Consider the following 16,972-nt stretch of genomic DNA (forward strand, 5'->3'; position numbering starts at 1 on the left):
TTGATTAATCGAAATAATTTTCATTGATTGATTGGTTTAAATTACTCGAAGTTTATTTGAGCGAAATTTAAGTCAGTAATTGATGAGCCAGAATTGGTACCTTGTCTTTAAATAAGGTACAAAATGATTTTAACTGAAGAGTTTGATCATGGCTCAGATTGAACGCTGGCGGCAGGCTTAACACATGCAAGTCGAGCGGAGAGAGGTAGCTTGCTACTGATCTTAGCGGCGGACGGGTGAGTAATGCTTAGGAATCTGCCTATTAGTGGGGGACAACATTTCGAAAGGAATGCTAATACCGCATACGTCCTACGGGAGAAAGCAGGGGATCTTCGGACCTTGCGCTAATAGATGAGCCTAAGTCGGATTAGCTAGTTGGTGGGGTAAAGGCCTACCAAGGCGACGATCTGTAGCGGGTCTGAGAGGATGATCCGCCACACTGGGACTGAGACACGGCCCAGACTCCTACGGGAGGCAGCAGTGGGGAATATTGGACAATGGGCGCAAGCCTGATCCAGCCATGCCGCGTGTGTGAAGAAGGCCTTATGGTTGTAAAGCACTTTAAGCGAGGAGGAGGCTACTTTAGTTAATACCTAGAGATAGTGGACGTTACTCGCAGAATAAGCACCGGCTAACTCTGTGCCAGCAGCCGCGGTAATACAGAGGGTGCAAGCGTTAATCGGATTTACTGGGCGTAAAGCGCGCGTAGGCGGCTAATTAAGTCAAATGTGAAATCCCCGAGCTTAACTTGGGAATTGCATTCGATACTGGTTAGCTAGAGTGTGGGAGAGGATGGTAGAATTCCAGGTGTAGCGGTGAAATGCGTAGAGATCTGGAGGAATACCGATGGCGAAGGCAGCCATCTGGCCTAACACTGACGCTGAGGTGCGAAAGCATGGGGAGCAAACAGGATTAGATACCCTGGTAGTCCATGCCGTAAACGATGTCTACTAGCCGTTGGGGCCTTTGAGGCTTTAGTGGCGCAGCTAACGCGATAAGTAGACCGCCTGGGGAGTACGGTCGCAAGACTAAAACTCAAATGAATTGACGGGGGCCCGCACAAGCGGTGGAGCATGTGGTTTAATTCGATGCAACGCGAAGAACCTTACCTGGCCTTGACATAGTAAGAACTTTCCAGAGATGGATTGGTGCCTTCGGGAACTTACATACAGGTGCTGCATGGCTGTCGTCAGCTCGTGTCGTGAGATGTTGGGTTAAGTCCCGCAACGAGCGCAACCCTTTTCCTTATTTGCCAGCGAGTAATGTCGGGAACTTTAAGGATACTGCCAGTGACAAACTGGAGGAAGGCGGGGACGACGTCAAGTCATCATGGCCCTTACGGCCAGGGCTACACACGTGCTACAATGGTCGGTACAAAGGGTTGCTACCTAGCGATAGGATGCTAATCTCAAAAAGCCGATCGTAGTCCGGATTGGAGTCTGCAACTCGACTCCATGAAGTCGGAATCGCTAGTAATCGCGGATCAGAATGCCGCGGTGAATACGTTCCCGGGCCTTGTACACACCGCCCGTCACACCATGGGAGTTTGTTGCACCAGAAGTAGCTAGCCTAACTGCAAAGAGGGCGGTTACCACGGTGTGGCCGATGACTGGGGTGAAGTCGTAACAAGGTAGCCGTAGGGGAACCTGCGGCTGGATCACCTCCTTAACGAAAGATTGACGATTGGTAAGAATCCACAACAAGTTGTTCTTCATAGATGTATCTGAGGGTCTGTAGCTCAGTTGGTTAGAGCACACGCTTGATAAGCGTGGGGTCACAAGTTCAAGTCTTGTCAGACCCACCATGACTTTGACTGGTTGAAGTTATAGATAAAAGATACATGACTGATGATGTAAGCTGGGGACTTAGCTTAGTTGGTAGAGCGCCTGCTTTGCACGCAGGAGGTCAGGAGTTCGACTCTCCTAGTCTCCACCAGAACTTAAGAGAAGTTCGGATTACAGAAATTAGTAAATAGAGATTTCGGTCTTGGTTTATTAACTTCTGTGATTTAAGTATCACGGTATTAAGCATGACCTGACGAAGGCGTGTTTATTCATTAACAGATTGGCAAAATTGAGTCTGAAATAAATTGTTCACTCAAGAGTTTAGATTAAGCAATTAATCTAGATGAATTGAGAACTAGCAAATTAACTGAATCAAGCGTTTTGGTATATGAATTTAGATTGAAGCTGTACAGTGTTTAAGTACACAGACAACAGATAGTAGCGATGAAGAATCGCACGGACAACACTCACTTGTAGGTGTTGACGACTGTTTGGGGTTGTATAGTCAAGTAATTAAGTGCATGTGGTGGATGCCTTGGCAGTCAGAGGCGATGAAAGACGTGATAGCCTGCGAAAAGCTCCGGGGAGGCGGCAAATATCCTTTGATCCGGAGATTTCTGAATGGGGGAACCCACCTACTTTAAGGTAGGTATTGCAACATGAATACATAGTGTTGCAAGGCGAACGAGGGGAAGTGAAACATCTCAGTACCCTTAGGAAAAGAAATCAATTGAGATTCCCTCAGTAGCGGCGAGCGAACGGGGATCAGCCCATTAAGTTATGTGTGTTTTAGTGGAACGCTCTGGGAAGTGCGAACGTAGAGGGTGATATTCCCGTACACGAAAGGGCACACATAATGATGACGAGTAGGGCGAGGCACGTGAAACCTTGTCTGAATATGGGGGGACCATCCTCCAAGGCTAAATACTCCTGACTGACCGATAGTGAACCAGTACCGTGAGGGAAAGGCGAAAAGAACCCCTGTGAGGGGAGTGAAATAGATCCTGAAACCGCATGCATACAAGCAGTGGGAGCACCTTCGTGGTGTGACTGCGTACCTTTTGTATAATGGGTCAGCGACTTATATTCAGTAGCGAGGTTAACCGTATAGGGGAGCCGTAGAGAAATCGAGTCTTAATAGGGCGTTTAGTTGCTGGGTATAGACCCGAAACCAGGCGATCTATCCATGAGCAGGTTGAAGGTTGGGTAACACTAACTGGAGGACCGAACCCACTGTCGTTGAAAAGCCAGGGGATGACTTGTGGATAGGGGTGAAAGGCTAATCAAGCCTGGTGATAGCTGGTTCTCCCCGAAAGCTATTTAGGTAGCGCCTCGGACGAATACCATAGGGGGTAGAGCACTGTTTCGGCTAGGGGGTCATCCCGACTTACCAAACCGATGCAAACTCCGAATACCTATGAGTACTATCCGGGAGACAGACTGCGGGTGCTAACGTCCGTAGTCAAGAGGAAAACAATCCAGACCGCCAGCTAAGGCCCCAAAATCATAGTTAAGTGGGAAACGATGTGGGAAGGCATAGACAGCTAGGAGGTTGGCTTAGAAGCAGCCACCCTTTAAAGAAAGCGTAATAGCTCACTAGTCGAGTCGGCCTGCGCGGAAGATGTAACGGGGCTAAAACTATGTGCCGAAGCTGCGGATTTGACATTAGTCAAGTGGTAGGGGAGCGTTCTGTAAGCCGATGAAGGTGTATTGAGAAGTATGCTGGAGGTATCAGAAGTGCGAATGCTGACGTGAGTAACGACAAAACGGGTGAAAAACCCGTTCGCCGAAAGACCAAGGGTTCCAGTCCAACGTTAATCGGGGCTGGGTGAGTCGACCCCTAAGGCGAGGCCGAAAGGCGTAGTCGATGGGAAATTGGTTAATATTCCAATACTTCTGTGTAATGCGATGAGAGGACGGAGAAGGTTAAGTCAGCCTGGCGTTGGTTGTCCAGGTGGAAGGATGTAGGTATGTATCTTAGGCAAATCCGGGGTACTCTATACTGAGATCCGATAGCAAGCTGTACTTGTACAGTGAAGTGGCTGATACCATGCTTCCAGGAAAAGTCTCTAAGCTTCAGTTACACAGGAATCGTACCCGAAACCGACACAGGTGGTCAGGTCGAGTAGACCAAGGCGCTTGAGAGAACTCTGCTGAAGGAACTAGGCAAAATGGTACCGTAACTTCGGGAGAAGGTACGCTGTTGTTGGTGATGGAACTTGCTTCCTGAGCTGACGACAGCCGCAGAAACCAGGCCGCTGCAACTGTTTATTAAAAACATAGCACTCTGCAAACACGAAAGTGGACGTATAGGGTGTGATGCCTGCCCGGTGCTGGAAGGTTAATTGATGGGGTTAGCGTAAGCGAAGCTCTTGATCGAAGCCCCAGTAAACGGCGGCCGTAACTATAACGGTCCTAAGGTAGCGAAATTCCTTGTCGGGTAAGTTCCGACCTGCACGAATGGCATAATGATGGCGGCGCTGTCTCCAGCAGAGGCTCAGTGAAATCGAAATCGCTGTGAAGATGCAGTGTACCCGCGGCTAGACGGAAAGACCCCGTGAACCTTTACTGCAGCTTGACACTGAACTTTGACCTTACTTGTGTAGGATAGGTGGGAGGCTTTGAAGTTGGAACGCTAGTTCCAATGGAGCCGTCCTTGAAATACCACCCTGGTAATGTTGAGGTTCTAACTCTGTCCCGTTATCCGGGACGAGGACCGTGTCTGGTGGGTAGTTTGACTGGGGCGGTCTCCTCCTAAAGAGTAACGGAGGAGTACGAAGGTGCGCTCAGCGTGGTCGGAAATCACGCGTAGAGTATAAAGGCAAAAGCGCGCTTAACTGCGAGACCCACAAGTCGAGCAGGTACGAAAGTAGGTCTTAGTGATCCGGTGGTTCTGTATGGAAGGGCCATCGCTCAACGGATAAAAGGTACTCTGGGGATAACAGGCTGATACCGCCCAAGAGTTCATATCGACGGCGGTGTTTGGCACCTCGATGTCGGCTCATCTCATCCTGGGGCTGAAGCAGGTCCCAAGGGTATGGCTGTTCGCCATTTAAAGAGGTACGCGAGCTGGGTTTAGAACGTCGTGAGACAGTTCGGTCCCTATCTACCGTGGGCGCTGGAAATTTGAGAGGATCTGCTCCTAGTACGAGAGGACCAGAGTGGACGAACCTCTGGTGTACCGGTTGTGACGCCAGTCGCATCGCCGGGTAGCTATGTTCGGAAGGGATAACCGCTGAAAGCATCTAAGCGGGAAGCCTACCTCAAGATAAGATTTCCCTAGGAATTTATTCCTCTAAAGAGCCGTTCGAGACTAGGACGTTGATAGGTTGGATGTGGAAGCATAGTGATATGTGAAGCTGACCAATACTAATTGCTCGTGAGGCTTGACTATACAACACCCAAGCAGTTGTATATGAAGCATCAATCGATTCATAAACATGCAAAGCAACTTGATTTAGTTATACTACTAGCTAAAATGAACAACGAAAAATCAGACCAATCAGCCCATCTGTAAAGATTTGGAAAACGCAACGTATCACACAGTGAATAAAACGAAGCAAGTATCCATACCAGTTGTGCTGGCGACCATAGCAAGAGTGAACCACCTGATCCCTTCCCGAACTCAGAAGTGAAACCTCTTAGCGCTGATGGTAGTGTGGGGTTACCCATGTGAGAGTAAGTCATCGCCAGCTCATTATTCTAAACACCCCCGTTCTAATGAATGGGGGTGTTTTTTTATGTGATAAAAAAACTAAATCCCCGAGTAACTTTAGAATGAATTATGATATAAATCACATTATTTAAAATGATAATAAGAGTATTAATCATGAAATTTTCAGAATTTAAAATATTTTCCTTCATATTGTTTACAATACTCAGTTGTAGTTCTATATATGCTAATGAAACTGTGAAAAGTTTGTATAGTACAAAAGCCTTTTTAAATATTTGTGTAAGTTCTAGAGGAAACCCTGAATTAATAAATAAACAAGCAAAAAATATGGGATTTATCCAAATGCCTGATGAATATGCTGCACATTTTTTAAAAGATTATAATGGTCATGCATGGATGATAAGTTCCTCTGAAGGAAAATTTGTTATTACTCAACTCGATAATGGCGTATGTTCATTATTTATAAATAAAGGAAATTCAACTGAAATTCAGAAGAATTTAGAAAGCTGGTTACCTCCAGAATCTACGGGCCTAACTTACAAAAAAGAAGTATTTAAAGGTAAGAATTTGACCACGACAAATTATATTATTTCTAAAAATGGGAAGCCTTTAGAGACATGGATATATACTAGTTCATCTGAAAAGAATGCTTCATTAGTTGCGGTTATTTCCCATCAAATGAATTAATGAAAGCAAGTGGAAGTAGAGAAGAGCCAATTTAATTAATAAAGGGCTCTTCTAAAATTGATTATTTCAGTTGTCTACGCGCATGCTTTAGAGCAGTTCGAAGACCTTCTTCTAAAGTCGGGTGATAAAAGGGTTTCTCTAGAATATCATTTAGCGTTAATTCTTCACTGATTATCCAGCTTAATAAATGAGCCATATGTTCAGTTGCTTCTGTAAATAGCTCAGCACCGAGAAGCATTTGGCTTTCCCGTTCAATATAAACTTCAATAGCACCTTTATTTTTTCCAAGAACTATAGCTCTTCCTTGTCGTTCATAGGAGGCTTCGCCTGTAATAAAATCTATACTTTCATCTTTTAATTGCTTATAACTTTGACCTACGATCGCCATTTCAGGATGACTAAAGACAATTCCTAATGGAGTAAGCGTCTTAACTGAGTTTACCTGTGGATAATTTAAACAGTTATAAACAACTTTTTTACCTTCATGTGCTGCTTCATGTTGTAGTGGCGTTGAGGTGTAAGCGTCACCGACAACAAAAATTGGATATGTATCTAGCTGCTTAGTTTTAGCATTTACAGGTAATAACTTAATATCTTTGAATGAATTATCGATATTTTCTAGTTTTAAAGTATCAATTAAACTTGTACGGCCGGTTGCAGCTAAAACATATTCAACTTCGAGAGTTTTCTCTGTTTCATCAAGCTGGTAAGTTAATACAGCGTTTTCCTGACTGCATTTAACTTCACTCGGTAAAGTCTCGAATAGAATTGTTAATTCTTTTCCTAGCTCTTTTTGAGCAAGCTGTTGAAGTCTAGAACTAGTTAGAATTCCAATTCGTTTACTGCGAGCGAAGATAGTTGTTTCTACACCTAGGCGATGCATAGCTTGTGCGATCTCAAGAGCGATTACACCGCTACCAATTACAGCAATAGATTTAGGAAGTGTTTTTAACTCAAATATTTGGTCTGTTGTTATAAGCCGGTTTCCTAATTCTTGCTTCCAAGTTTGATCATAATTAGGGGTTGAACCAACCGCCAGAATAAAACTTTTTGATTTGTAATGTTTTCCGTTAACTTCTACAGTTTGTGCATCAATAAAATGTGCTTTGCCAGAAATTTTATGCTCAGTCGGCCATTGATCTACATCTTTTAAAGTTGCTTGTGTAAATCTGTCACGTAAAGTTTGTACATGCTGCATTACTTGATCAGTATTAATATTTGCAGATACATCTAAAGCAACCTCTTGAGCATTTTGAATGTCAAACATACGGTTTGCTGTAGAGATGAGAACTTTACTTGGCATACAGCCTACCCGGGCACAAGTAGTATCCCATGGTCCATCATTTATAATTAAAATATTGTTGGTATGTTTAACGGCTTCTTTGTATGCGCTAATACCAGCAGTACCTGCGCCAATGATAATAATATCGAACATTGTCATTAAGCTATTTTAATAGATATTTAGAATATATAGAAAAACCCTCTTAAACAGAGGGTTTCGTCCTAATTATTTAGCTTTAAAATGTAAATTTTTGCATAAAAGGTGTTTTTAGGGTTGTTGAAACAGTCCCATTTTGATTAATAGATTGACCTTCAATGCTTATCCCATTAATAACATGCTTAAAGTCTAATGTAGTTCCATTCAAGCTTTGTTTGAAAGTAAAAATATTTTGTCCTTCTAAATAAATACTACCATTAAATTTCTGTGCATTCGTTGTTGGTGATTCATTTTCAACTCGGCTTCCTTCAAGGCTAGTAATACTTGGTAGGCTCAATATTTGGTGATTATTAGCCATTACTTTATACGTCGCATTGTTCGTATTACCAGGAGTTGAGTTCACAACAAATGAAATTGGCTCTGCAAAAGGGACATTAGGATTGTCATTAATGAGTACGTTGAAACCAGAACCACCTTGAACTACACAGAGATCACCATCAATTGATGTATTATCTTTATAGACACTCATTGCACCCGTGGTTACTTCTTTTTCAGTTGGTTGGCCAGTCTCTGGATCTTGAACTAGAGCGGTTGTCGTAATTTTATAATCACTTGTGGCAGCATTAATTAATACGAATCTTTTTTGCTTGGTTTGTTCAAGTCCCCATGACTGTTGGAAAGGATAAGCAAACGCACCTGTAATAGTTACATCTTGAAAGTTTTTATCATTATTTTCATTTTCAAAAATATAAATTCTGGTATTTGATTGATAGTCCTGTAAGTTCGGAGATATATTGTCGTTTGCCAGTTTAATATTTTTTAAATCATCTGCTGTAATATCAAAATCCCAATCATTATATCCAGTGAGTAAAGTTTTTATTTCTTCCCCTTTAAATACATAGCAGGCGCGGTAGTCTGTAGTACTCTTGATAAAACATTTATCTCGATAGTGATCGGAGTACTTAGTTAGATCTACTTTTCGAATGTCTAAGGTTAACTTAAGTGGTCCTTGAGCGAAGGTATCTAGTGCATGATCAATATAACCTTTTGATAGCTTTTCATCATTAAGATCATAGGCACCAAATAGATATTTACCTTCTTGTTTTACATTATTTAAAACTAAGGTTGCTAACTCCTGATCTGGTGATGGAGTGGTTGGTGTTGTTGTAGAACCAGAATTTGAATTTTGATTATAGTAGCCATCATTGCCACCCCCACCACAAGCTGTCAAAAAAGCAGCCAAAGTAACTCCACATACTCCTTGAGTAAGTTTCATGATTATCCCCATTAAAATGATAAGTTATTTAAAATAATTTTTTAGATTTATAAAATAACATATATTTCATGAGGTTGCTCATGATATTTATAGGCAGAGTAACTGATTAAATGCGTGTACCCATCGTTACTCCGACAGTAGGTTTTACCTGCATTGAGGAGCATGCGCTAATGATTAAACAGCTTAAAAGAATGAAAATAAATTTATTCATAGAAAATTAATAAATGAATCAAAAGATATAAATACTCTAAATTAATATTATTTTTAGTTCTGTTGAGTTCGTGCAGAGATATGCAAAATAATTTATCAAAAAACCCTACTTTAAAAAAGAAAATAGGGTTTTAAAGAGTGCCAATTTCTTAAACTTAGTCGTCTAATAAATCCATTTGTTTTGCTAATTGATATAGGTTGTTTGAACGGTTTCCTGTGCGGCAGAACATCAGCACAGGTTTTGGCAATTCATTATAATGATTAGCAAAAGTACGTACATCTAGTTCAGTAATTTGTCCAGCTACAACAGGTTGATACACATAGTCTAAGCCTACTTGACGTGCTGCTTCTTCAATCTGAGCGCTTGTAGGTTGTTCTGGGCCGCCTTCCATATCTGGTCGGTTATTAATAATAGATTTAAATCCTTTTTCTACAACTTGGCCAACGTGTTCTGGACCAATTTGACCTGCGAAACCAACATTATCTGACATTTCGTCACTCCAAAATTTAACAAAACCTCTTATGCTGTATCATAGCATTAAGCTTAACCTGAGATACAAGACACTAAAACGTTGTTCCTACATAGATAAAACTTATGTCATAGAACAGCTCTAGATTTTTAAAAGGCGATCAGGATGTTTTTTGTAAATTCATTACTTCGACCATAATGCCACGGAGCACATATGCACGCTTATACGGTTGAGCCTTTATATGTTCCATGTGATCAGGAAATGATCGCAGCTGACTTTTATATTCCAAAAACAAATAATAAATCTGCGGTAATTATCATGGCGCATGGTTTTGCTGGATTGCGTCAATTTAAACTTATTCAATATGCCCAGCGATTTGCACAAGCAGGTTACGCTGTTATTTTATTTGATTACAGATATTGGGGCGGTAGTACTGGTAAGCCTAGAGAAATGGTCTCCATCAATTCACAATTAGAAGATTGGAAGACGGTGATTCAGTATGCTTCGACTTCTAAACTCGTAGATAACCGAAGGATTGTGCTTTGGGGAACTTCTTTAAGTGGGGGATATGCGCTAAGCCTAGCTTCTGAGTTAAAGAATATTCAAGCAGTTTTAGTACAAATTCCTTATGTAGATGGCGCTGAAACTGCCAAGCTCTATCCTTTGCAGCGCTATCCCCAAGCATTAAAGCTATCGAGTCAGGATTATATGGGATCAAAGATGGGGCTTAATCCAAAGAGATTACCTGTTGTTGATCAACATAACCTATGCTTTATGCCTACTGCAGATAGTTATTATGGCTATTTGTCGATTGTAAATCCTGATTATTATTGGAGTGGGGAAGTTCCTGCTCGTGTCTTTTTTAATCTGATGCGATACCGTCCAATCCAAGTTGTGCGCCAGATTAATATTCCTGTTTTATTTATTGCTGCTCAAAAAGATTCGCTTATTCCTATTGAGTCAAGCCGTGAAGCTGCGACAAATATTGCGCCTTTTGTGAGTTATCATGAATGGGATATGAAACATTTTGATATCTATCACGGTTCATGGTTTGAAAAAGCAGTGATAACCCAATTAGAATTTTTACATCAGCATATAGGAGTGATGTAAATGATTATTGTATGTGCATCGTGTGGTGCTAAAAACCGAGTTCCAGAAGAAAAACTTCCAGAGCAACCAAGCTGTGGGCAATGTCATCAGCCGCTACTACCGCTTGCACCAATTGAGCTAAATGAGCAAAATTTTAGTAACTACATCACGAATAGTGATCTACCTATTCTTATAGACTTATGGGCAGAATGGTGTGGACCTTGTAAAATGATGGCTCCACATTTTGCGCAGGTCGCAAAACAGAATCCAGGCGTTATCTTTGCCAAGATTGATACCGAAGAATCTCCTCGCTTGAGCCAAGCTTTTCATGTGAGAAGTATTCCGACACTTGTCTTAATGAATAAAACGACAGAGGTCGCGCGTATTAGCGGTGCATTACGTGGGCCTGAATTGCAACAGTGGCTCGATCAACAACTTCAAACGAATTTCGGGAGCTAAGGTGTCAGAAGCTTATACCAAACCAGAAGGAATTTTATCCTTACAAACGATTGCCATGCCAGCAGATACAAACTGGAGTGGTGATGTATTTGGTGGATGGATTGTGTCACAAATGGACTTGGCTGGAGCAATTCACGCAGAACGTTTCAGTCGTGGTCGCTGTGCTACGATTTCTATTAATCAAATGACCTTTTTGGTTCCGGTAAAAGTTGGCTTTGTCATTAGCTGCTATACCAAGATCTTAAAAGTTGGAAATACTTCTATTCAGATGCAAATTGAAGTTTGGGATAGTCATGATGACTCTCGTGAACCAATACGCATTACTGAAGGAGTCTTTACCTTTGTAGCAGTAGATGTAAAAGGTAATAAGCGTCAAATACCTGAAGAAGCGAAACAAAAGTTTTTGGAAACTCAATAAGAATCAGAAAGCCTGAATATTAGTATTCAGGCTTTAATTTTTATTCAAAAGAAAAACTAGTTTTTAGAAATTAAAACATCGTATTTGTATTTTTGCTTTGCTCAGGAATATTTTGTATCACATCCCAATGCTCTACGATTTTTCCATTTTCAACACGGAATATATCAACAATCGCTCTTCCTCGATCTTTTTCGTTTTCAGTGGAATGGACATGTAAAACGACAAGATTGCCTTCAGCAATCGCACGTTTAATCTCATTTTTAGCTTGCGGATTCTTTTGGAATTTTTCAGTGAAGAAATTAACGAAAGGTGCTTTCCCATCTGGAACATTAGGATTGTGCTGAATGTATTGTTGACCAATATAGCGGTCTGCATATTCTTTGACTTTATGTTTTAAAAAGACACCTTCATAAAAGTCGGTCACTATTCTTTTGTTTTGAGCACTTACTTTATCAATAGCTTCTGATTTAGCCGAAGTTACTTTACTGGTTTCAATGCTGGGTTCAGTCGCGTGAGCCGTTATTGTTGTAAATATTAAACTGGTAAATAAAGAGGAAAGAATTAATATTTTTTTCATTTTAACCTCAAGATACAAAATATTAGTTTTATATCTTGAGGTAAATAACCGTCTAAAAATACTTTAGATTAGTTATTATTTCTTACGTTTAGGTAACCATGCCCAGAGCATTTGGCATTGAATTGGTTCATTGCCTGCATCATCAATCACAGTAACAGGAATCATAAGTTCACCTTTCTCATTATCTGCAATAAACTTTTGTTGTTCAGCAGACAATGTTGCTGTAGCAGTCAAACCGCCTTCAACCACTTTTAAATAATCTACATGTAATGATTTGATTAATAAAATTCGATTATCAGGAATATGTAAACCGGTTAGAAAACCTGTTGCAGTTTCTGCTAAAAGCGCCATAGCCGCAGCGTGGACGCCTTTAATATGATTCTGCATATTTTTTTGGTTATCTAAACGGACAGTAACGTGGTTTGAGTCTACTTCCAGATAGCGGATATTTGCTGTACCCACCATTGGTACGATACGACCAAACGCCTTGCTCCAAAGCGTGCTCCGAATACCTTTAGGGAATTTTGAAGTTGCTTTTACCAGTTTTGATAGACGGTTGGATTGAGACATGGGATTACCTTAGCTTTAAATGGCCGACAAGATATTAATCTTTAAAGTTATTAAACTGTAATGGCACACCGAATTGTTGTTCACGTAAAAAAGTCATGACTTGTTGTAAGGTGTCACGCTTCTTATCAGTCACACGAATTTTGTCGCCTTGAATAGAAGATTGCACTTTAACGCCACTTTCTTTAATGGCTTTATTAATTTTTTTTGCAGTATCAGAGTCAAGACCATCTTTAAGTTTAATGACTTGTACAAAGTTTTTGCCAGAAGCCGCAGCTTTTTGTGGATCAAGTGCTTGAACATCAATTTTACGTTTATAAAAATGATTTTCTAACATGTTATAAACTTGTTCACACTGGAAATCACTTTCGGTACTGATTTTGATTTCTTTACTTTTTTCATTTAATTCGATAGAAACATCGTGACCACGGAAGTCAAAGCGTGTTGCAATCTCTTTTTGTGTGTTTTGTACAGCATGATTAACTTCAAATAACTCTAATTCAGAGACAATATCGAAAGAAGGCATAGTTTAGACCTTTACAAAGTGAAAGAATATTTGAGATGCTAAGAGGGTTTTCTTCATTTGCCAAGTGTTGTTTACATCAAAGGAGTGCACAATGATCCGTAAACAAGAAATTACAACATTTGAATTCCCAGAAAATGCTGTTATCTGGGATGTCCGTGATACTAATGCTTATGCAGAAGGGCATGTTAAAGGTGCGGTGAATCGCCCAATTAATGATTTGAATGCTGATATTTTGAACCAGGTCTCTGCGGGTCAGCCGATTTATATTTTATGTGGTGGTGGTAGCAAAGCTCCTCGTGCAGCTGAGAAACTAGAAGGATTGGATGCCTCGCGTGAATATGTCGTGCTGATGGGCGGGACACGTGCAGCTCGTGATGCTGGCTTGCCTCTAGAGCAGGGCGCATAAAAAAAGCACCTTCGGGTGCTTTTTTATTGAAATGAATTATTGCGGTTTAAAATAAGGCTTTTTAGGTTTCACTTTCTTTTGGAACCGTTGAGGACTCAATTTTTGTAATAGGCGGTCTGGCACTGGACAAGCTTCTCCTAATATTTGAGCAACTAAGATTTCACTGCATAGCGGTGCAAAAAGAAACCCTTTAGAGCCAAGCCCGGCAAAAGTAGCAATTCGGCTATTCTCCTGCATTTTTCCAACCAGAGGAAAATAATCCAAGCTTTGTGCCCGTATGGATGCACGCCCTTGCCATGTCGAAGGTGACGGTAACTTTTCAGCATATTCAGGGAATACACTGTGGATTAATTCAAAGTTATGCACATGGTCTTCGGGAAGTACATCTTGATCTTCACGATTTGGGTAGAAAGATGCACCTAAAATCATCTGTGCAGCGTCAAGTTGCATGCAATAGCCACCATAGCTATAAGCTTCATTTAAAGGCAGGGGGGCAAACGTATTATCAACCCAGCTCACTTGTCCACGTATTGGTTTTAACTGTGGATAGCTGTCAAATAAAGCAGCACTTTCTCGAGCGCAGCACACAACGACATGGTCTGCTTCTGCAATAATTTCATTGTCGGTTTGCAATTGAACTTTATTTTCACAAGAAATCAGTGCTGTGACATGGGCAATTTTGAGATTGATACATGGATGCTGCAAAATTTCATCACGTAATTGATGTGGTGAAACGGAACCAGCCTCAGTTAGTAATATGCTTGAGTAATCAGTTTCAAGTGAGTTCGCTGAGTTAGTAATAACTTGAGCTGGATACTGATTTACCAAATCTAAAAGTTCTTCTGCATTTTTCAATGCAATTTGTTGAATTTGAAGTGGACGGAATGCATTAAAATTTTTATAAAAATTTAAAGCATGTTGCCAACTTAAAGTCATCAGGTGCTCATGACTTTGTTCAATTGGGCATAGTTTCGGATTAAGTAATGCCAAAGGATTTCCAGAGGCACCCGATAATGCATTGGTTTGCTCGTATAAGGTCACTTGGTGGCCACGTGCTGCAAATGCCCACGCCGTACTTAAACCTGCTACACCAGCCCCTATAATCGCAATATGCTGTTGCTCTGTAGCCAATGCGTGAGTTTGCCCTAATTCTGCGGAACCTTCATCAGATTCAGGCGGATTCCAGACTGCTTTGAGCATTTCTCGTTTGTGGCCAAAACCACGTGGACGAGAAATATCAATACCATGTGCTTTGAGTCCACGTTTTAGAATGCCAGCAACACTAAAAGAGGCAAATGTAGTGCCATAACCTGAAAGACGGACAATATTATTTAAAACATTTTGTTCCCACATGTCTGGGTTACAAGATGGTGCAAAGCCATCTAAAAACCAGGCATTCACAGCTTTAGTTTTAGCCATGCTTGGGAAAATTTCTTGCGCGTCTCCAAGCCATAAATCGATGCTAAAACGTTCTTTAGGAAAAGTTAAACGATGACATCCAGCAATAGGCAGGGGATATTGTTCAATTAACTGCTCTGCAAGTGGTTTAAGTTCATCCCAGACATTTAAAGCGCGAATAAGATCAACTTTACTTAATGGAAATTTTTCCACGCTAATTGCATGTAAATGGCTTTGATTATCAGGACGAACTTGCCGCCAAAGTTGCCAGAGTGCAAGAATATTTAAACCTGTACCAAAACCGGTTTCTCCTACACTGAAATATTCAAAATCTTTTAGATTGGCTAATCGTTCCGATAAGTCGTTACCATTTAGAAAAACATGTCGTGTTTCAAGTAGGCCATTATCTTTAGAAAAGTAGACATCACCAAATTGTTTAGAAATGGGAATCTCGATACCATCGACAAATTCCCAGTCCAGCTCTGCTGTTTGGATACGGTTTGATACGTTCATTGAATTTAATAGATCGCTTGGTATTACCACTGGCGTCGACGTTTTGTATGAATATAACTAGCAATAAAGAAACCTAGCAATACACCACCCGCTAAGGTAACAGCGCCATATAAAAACATTTGCGCACTTCGTTCGCTTTGTAAGACTTGAACCTGAACAGAGAGATTATCATTTTTTAGCTGTAACTCTTGGTTCTGGGCTAGTGCTTCAAGGTTGGCATGTTCTAGCTGTTTTAAGCGAGATGCTTGATCTTGAACTAAGGCTTTGATTTTTGCGTCTTGCTGTTGCTTGTTCTTTGCGAGCTGTTCTGCTGTAAGTGGTTGTGTTGCAGTTGGTGCGGCCGTTGCTGCTGTCTTGATCCCAGTTACAGATGTTGGAGCTGGTTTAGCGGCTTGAGCTGAAGGCGCACTTGGAGAAGGAGTTGCTGGTGTCGCAGCAGGTTCAACTGCTCCAGCAGTTGAACAAATCAAACACAAGCCAAGAAAGCTTTTGATTGCAAGCTGCATGCGATTACCCTTTTGGAAATGCTTTATTAAACGGTTTTACATCAACGTGAGCATAAATGCCTTCTTTAACAAATGGTTCTTCTTTTAACCATTCATCTAATGCTTCGCGACTGTCGAATTCAACAATCATGGTGCTACCATAGAAGCCTGCTTGCGGATCATTAGGATCTTTTGGCATAGCACCCGCTGTAACAAGGCGGCCTTCATCATCGAGTTTTTGTAGACGTTCGATATGCTGAGGGCGTACTGCCAAGCGTTTTTCTAAAGTTCCTTCATTATCGGTACAGCTTAGAACAAAAAAAGGCATGTAATCGTATCTCTATAATCAATCTGGAAGCACTTTAAGCGTCTGGTGACTTAAAATGTTTGCGTAAAATAATGAACTGAATAATGATAAATGAAAACATCACGATCATGTCACCAAATGCAGTAAATTCGCCCCAATATTTTCCACCGTGAAATAAAAACGCGAAGAATACATGGAGACAAGACATCACGACAAACATCGCAGCCCAAGCAAAATTGAGGTTTTTCCAACCTTTTTCACTCAAATCTAAAATCGGGTCAAATAAGCGTTGAATGAGTGGTTTACGGTCTTTACCAAACCAAGGTGAAACCAAGAATGCGCCTGCAAAAACTAAATTTAAAATCGCAGCTTTAAGACGAATATAGAAATCGTCACTTAACATGAGGGTGATGCCACCAAAAATGACAGTCATAAACAATACAAACCACTGTTGTTTATCAAGACGGAATTTTTGGAAAACGAATAGGGCACCATATACCACAAGCATTGAAATAATTAAGCCAGTCGTCGCTACAAGAATATTATTATTATCGGCACCACCAGCAGACCCGATCAGTTTCAGTAAAGGATGCTGGGTGTCAGTTGGATCAACTGTTTTATATAAATAGAAGAAAATAATTAATGGAACAAAGTCCAGAAGTGCTTTCATGTTAGAGTATCTGATCAGG

Annotated in this window: 15 protein-coding genes, 2 tRNA genes and 3 rRNA genes; 10 read left to right on the plus strand and 10 right to left on the minus strand. The window is 40.9% G+C overall.

Features of this window, described 5'->3' with window-relative positions; translation table 11 throughout:
• The first annotated feature begins 130 nt into the window (after nucleotides 1-130).
• From MKL51_RS18805 to MKL51_RS21010, 6 genes are all read left to right on the plus strand, one after another.
• Nucleotides 131-1,668, plus strand: a 16S ribosomal RNA gene (locus tag MKL51_RS18805).
• A gap of 59 nt (nucleotides 1,669-1,727) precedes the next feature.
• Nucleotides 1,728-1,804, plus strand: a tRNA-Ile gene (locus MKL51_RS18810).
• A 55-nt stretch (nucleotides 1,805-1,859) separates the two neighbouring features.
• Nucleotides 1,860-1,935: transfer RNA gene (locus tag MKL51_RS18815), tRNA-Ala, on the plus strand.
• Nucleotides 1,936-2,287: 352 nt separating this feature from the next.
• Nucleotides 2,288-5,178 (plus strand): 23S ribosomal RNA (locus tag MKL51_RS18820).
• A gap of 186 nt (nucleotides 5,179-5,364) precedes the next feature.
• Nucleotides 5,365-5,479, plus strand: a 5S ribosomal RNA gene (gene rrf, locus MKL51_RS18825).
• Together the 16S, 23S and 5S rRNA genes with 2 tRNA genes alongside form the textbook arrangement of a ribosomal RNA operon.
• 134 nt (nucleotides 5,480-5,613) lie before the next feature.
• Nucleotides 5,614-6,144: an NMCC_0638 family (lipo)protein gene (locus MKL51_RS21010; RefSeq protein ID WP_017482217.1), complete on the plus strand. Its 531-nt coding sequence runs from the start codon at nucleotides 5,614-5,616 to the stop codon at nucleotides 6,142-6,144.
• A 61-nt stretch (nucleotides 6,145-6,205) separates the two neighbouring features.
• On the opposite strand, the gene MKL51_RS18835 is transcribed toward MKL51_RS21010, so the two are convergent.
• The 3 genes from MKL51_RS18835 to MKL51_RS18845 form a co-directional block, all read right to left on the minus strand.
• Nucleotides 6,206-7,579: a dihydrolipoyl dehydrogenase gene (locus MKL51_RS18835; RefSeq protein WP_017482216.1), complete on the minus strand. Its 1,374-nt coding sequence runs from the start codon at nucleotides 7,577-7,579 to the stop codon at nucleotides 6,206-6,208.
• Between the two features lie 82 nt (nucleotides 7,580-7,661).
• Nucleotides 7,662-8,858: a hypothetical protein gene (locus MKL51_RS18840; RefSeq protein WP_017482215.1), complete on the minus strand. Its 1,197-nt coding sequence runs from the start codon at nucleotides 8,856-8,858 to the stop codon at nucleotides 7,662-7,664.
• Nucleotides 8,859-9,223: 365 nt separating this feature from the next.
• The gene (locus MKL51_RS18845) at nucleotides 9,224-9,559 is read right to left on the minus strand and encodes a TIGR01244 family sulfur transferase (protein WP_002116083.1); all 336 of its coding nucleotides are present in this window, start codon (nucleotides 9,557-9,559) and stop codon (nucleotides 9,224-9,226) included.
• Between the two features lie 192 nt (nucleotides 9,560-9,751).
• On the opposite strand from MKL51_RS18845, the gene MKL51_RS18850 reads away from it, so the two are divergent.
• Genes MKL51_RS18850 through MKL51_RS18860 form a run of 3 tightly spaced genes read left to right on the plus strand, consistent with a single transcriptional unit; the run spans nucleotide 9,752 to nucleotide 11,504 of the window.
• Entirely contained in the window at nucleotides 9,752-10,648 is an 897-nt protein-coding gene (locus MKL51_RS18850) for an alpha/beta hydrolase (RefSeq protein WP_017482214.1), read from the plus strand.
• Nucleotides 10,649-11,086, plus strand: a complete 438-nt coding sequence (gene trxC, locus MKL51_RS18855) for a thioredoxin TrxC (protein WP_017482213.1) — start codon at nucleotides 10,649-10,651, stop codon at nucleotides 11,084-11,086. It abuts the gene before it with no gap.
• Between the two features lies 1 nt (nucleotide 11,087).
• Nucleotides 11,088-11,504 carry an acyl-CoA thioesterase gene (locus tag MKL51_RS18860; RefSeq protein WP_002116010.1) on the plus strand — a complete coding sequence of 139 codons (417 nt, stop codon included), beginning with the start codon at nucleotides 11,088-11,090 and terminating at the stop codon, nucleotides 11,502-11,504.
• A gap of 70 nt (nucleotides 11,505-11,574) precedes the next feature.
• Here MKL51_RS18860 and MKL51_RS18865 read toward each other — a convergent pair whose 3' ends face one another.
• The 3 genes from MKL51_RS18865 to MKL51_RS18875 all read right to left on the minus strand — a co-directional run bounded on the left by MKL51_RS18865 (nucleotide 11,575) and on the right by MKL51_RS18875 (nucleotide 13,174).
• Nucleotides 11,575-12,081: a nuclear transport factor 2 family protein gene (locus MKL51_RS18865; protein ID WP_014207652.1), complete on the minus strand. Its 507-nt coding sequence runs from the start codon at nucleotides 12,079-12,081 to the stop codon at nucleotides 11,575-11,577.
• Between the two features lie 75 nt (nucleotides 12,082-12,156).
• Nucleotides 12,157-12,651, minus strand: coding sequence for a DUF4442 domain-containing protein (locus MKL51_RS18870; RefSeq protein WP_017482212.1), 495 nt, complete (start codon nucleotides 12,649-12,651; stop codon nucleotides 12,157-12,159).
• A gap of 34 nt (nucleotides 12,652-12,685) precedes the next feature.
• A complete protein-coding gene (locus MKL51_RS18875; protein WP_017482211.1) occupies nucleotides 12,686-13,174 on the minus strand; it encodes a YajQ family cyclic di-GMP-binding protein in 489 nt (162 codons plus the stop codon).
• 91 nt (nucleotides 13,175-13,265) lie between these two features.
• Here MKL51_RS18875 and MKL51_RS18880 point away from each other — a divergent pair, with 91 nt between their 5' ends.
• Nucleotides 13,266-13,580: a rhodanese-like domain-containing protein gene (locus MKL51_RS18880; protein WP_002116171.1), complete on the plus strand. Its 315-nt coding sequence runs from the start codon at nucleotides 13,266-13,268 to the stop codon at nucleotides 13,578-13,580.
• A gap of 36 nt (nucleotides 13,581-13,616) precedes the next feature.
• Here MKL51_RS18880 and mnmC read toward each other — a convergent pair whose 3' ends face one another.
• Genes mnmC through MKL51_RS18900 form a run of 4 tightly spaced genes read right to left on the minus strand, consistent with a single transcriptional unit; the run spans nucleotide 13,617 to nucleotide 16,953 of the window.
• The gene (mnmC, locus tag MKL51_RS18885) at nucleotides 13,617-15,491 is read right to left on the minus strand and encodes an FAD-dependent 5-carboxymethylaminomethyl-2-thiouridine(34) oxidoreductase MnmC (RefSeq protein WP_017482210.1); all 1,875 of its coding nucleotides are present in this window, start codon (nucleotides 15,489-15,491) and stop codon (nucleotides 13,617-13,619) included.
• A gap of 23 nt (nucleotides 15,492-15,514) precedes the next feature.
• The gene (locus tag MKL51_RS18890; protein ID WP_005804734.1) at nucleotides 15,515-15,997 is read right to left on the minus strand and encodes a hypothetical protein; all 483 of its coding nucleotides are present in this window, start codon (nucleotides 15,995-15,997) and stop codon (nucleotides 15,515-15,517) included.
• A 4-nt stretch (nucleotides 15,998-16,001) separates the two neighbouring features.
• Nucleotides 16,002-16,304: a YciI family protein gene (locus MKL51_RS18895; protein ID WP_005804733.1), complete on the minus strand. Its 303-nt coding sequence runs from the start codon at nucleotides 16,302-16,304 to the stop codon at nucleotides 16,002-16,004.
• A gap of 34 nt (nucleotides 16,305-16,338) precedes the next feature.
• The gene (locus MKL51_RS18900) at nucleotides 16,339-16,953 is read right to left on the minus strand and encodes a septation protein IspZ (protein ID WP_005064166.1); all 615 of its coding nucleotides are present in this window, start codon (nucleotides 16,951-16,953) and stop codon (nucleotides 16,339-16,341) included.
• Between the last annotated feature and the right edge of the window lie 19 nt (nucleotides 16,954-16,972).

Source organism: Acinetobacter sp. AOR18_HL (assembly GCF_027855145.1).
Taxonomy (GTDB): Bacteria; Pseudomonadota; Gammaproteobacteria; order Pseudomonadales; family Moraxellaceae; genus Acinetobacter; species Acinetobacter pittii.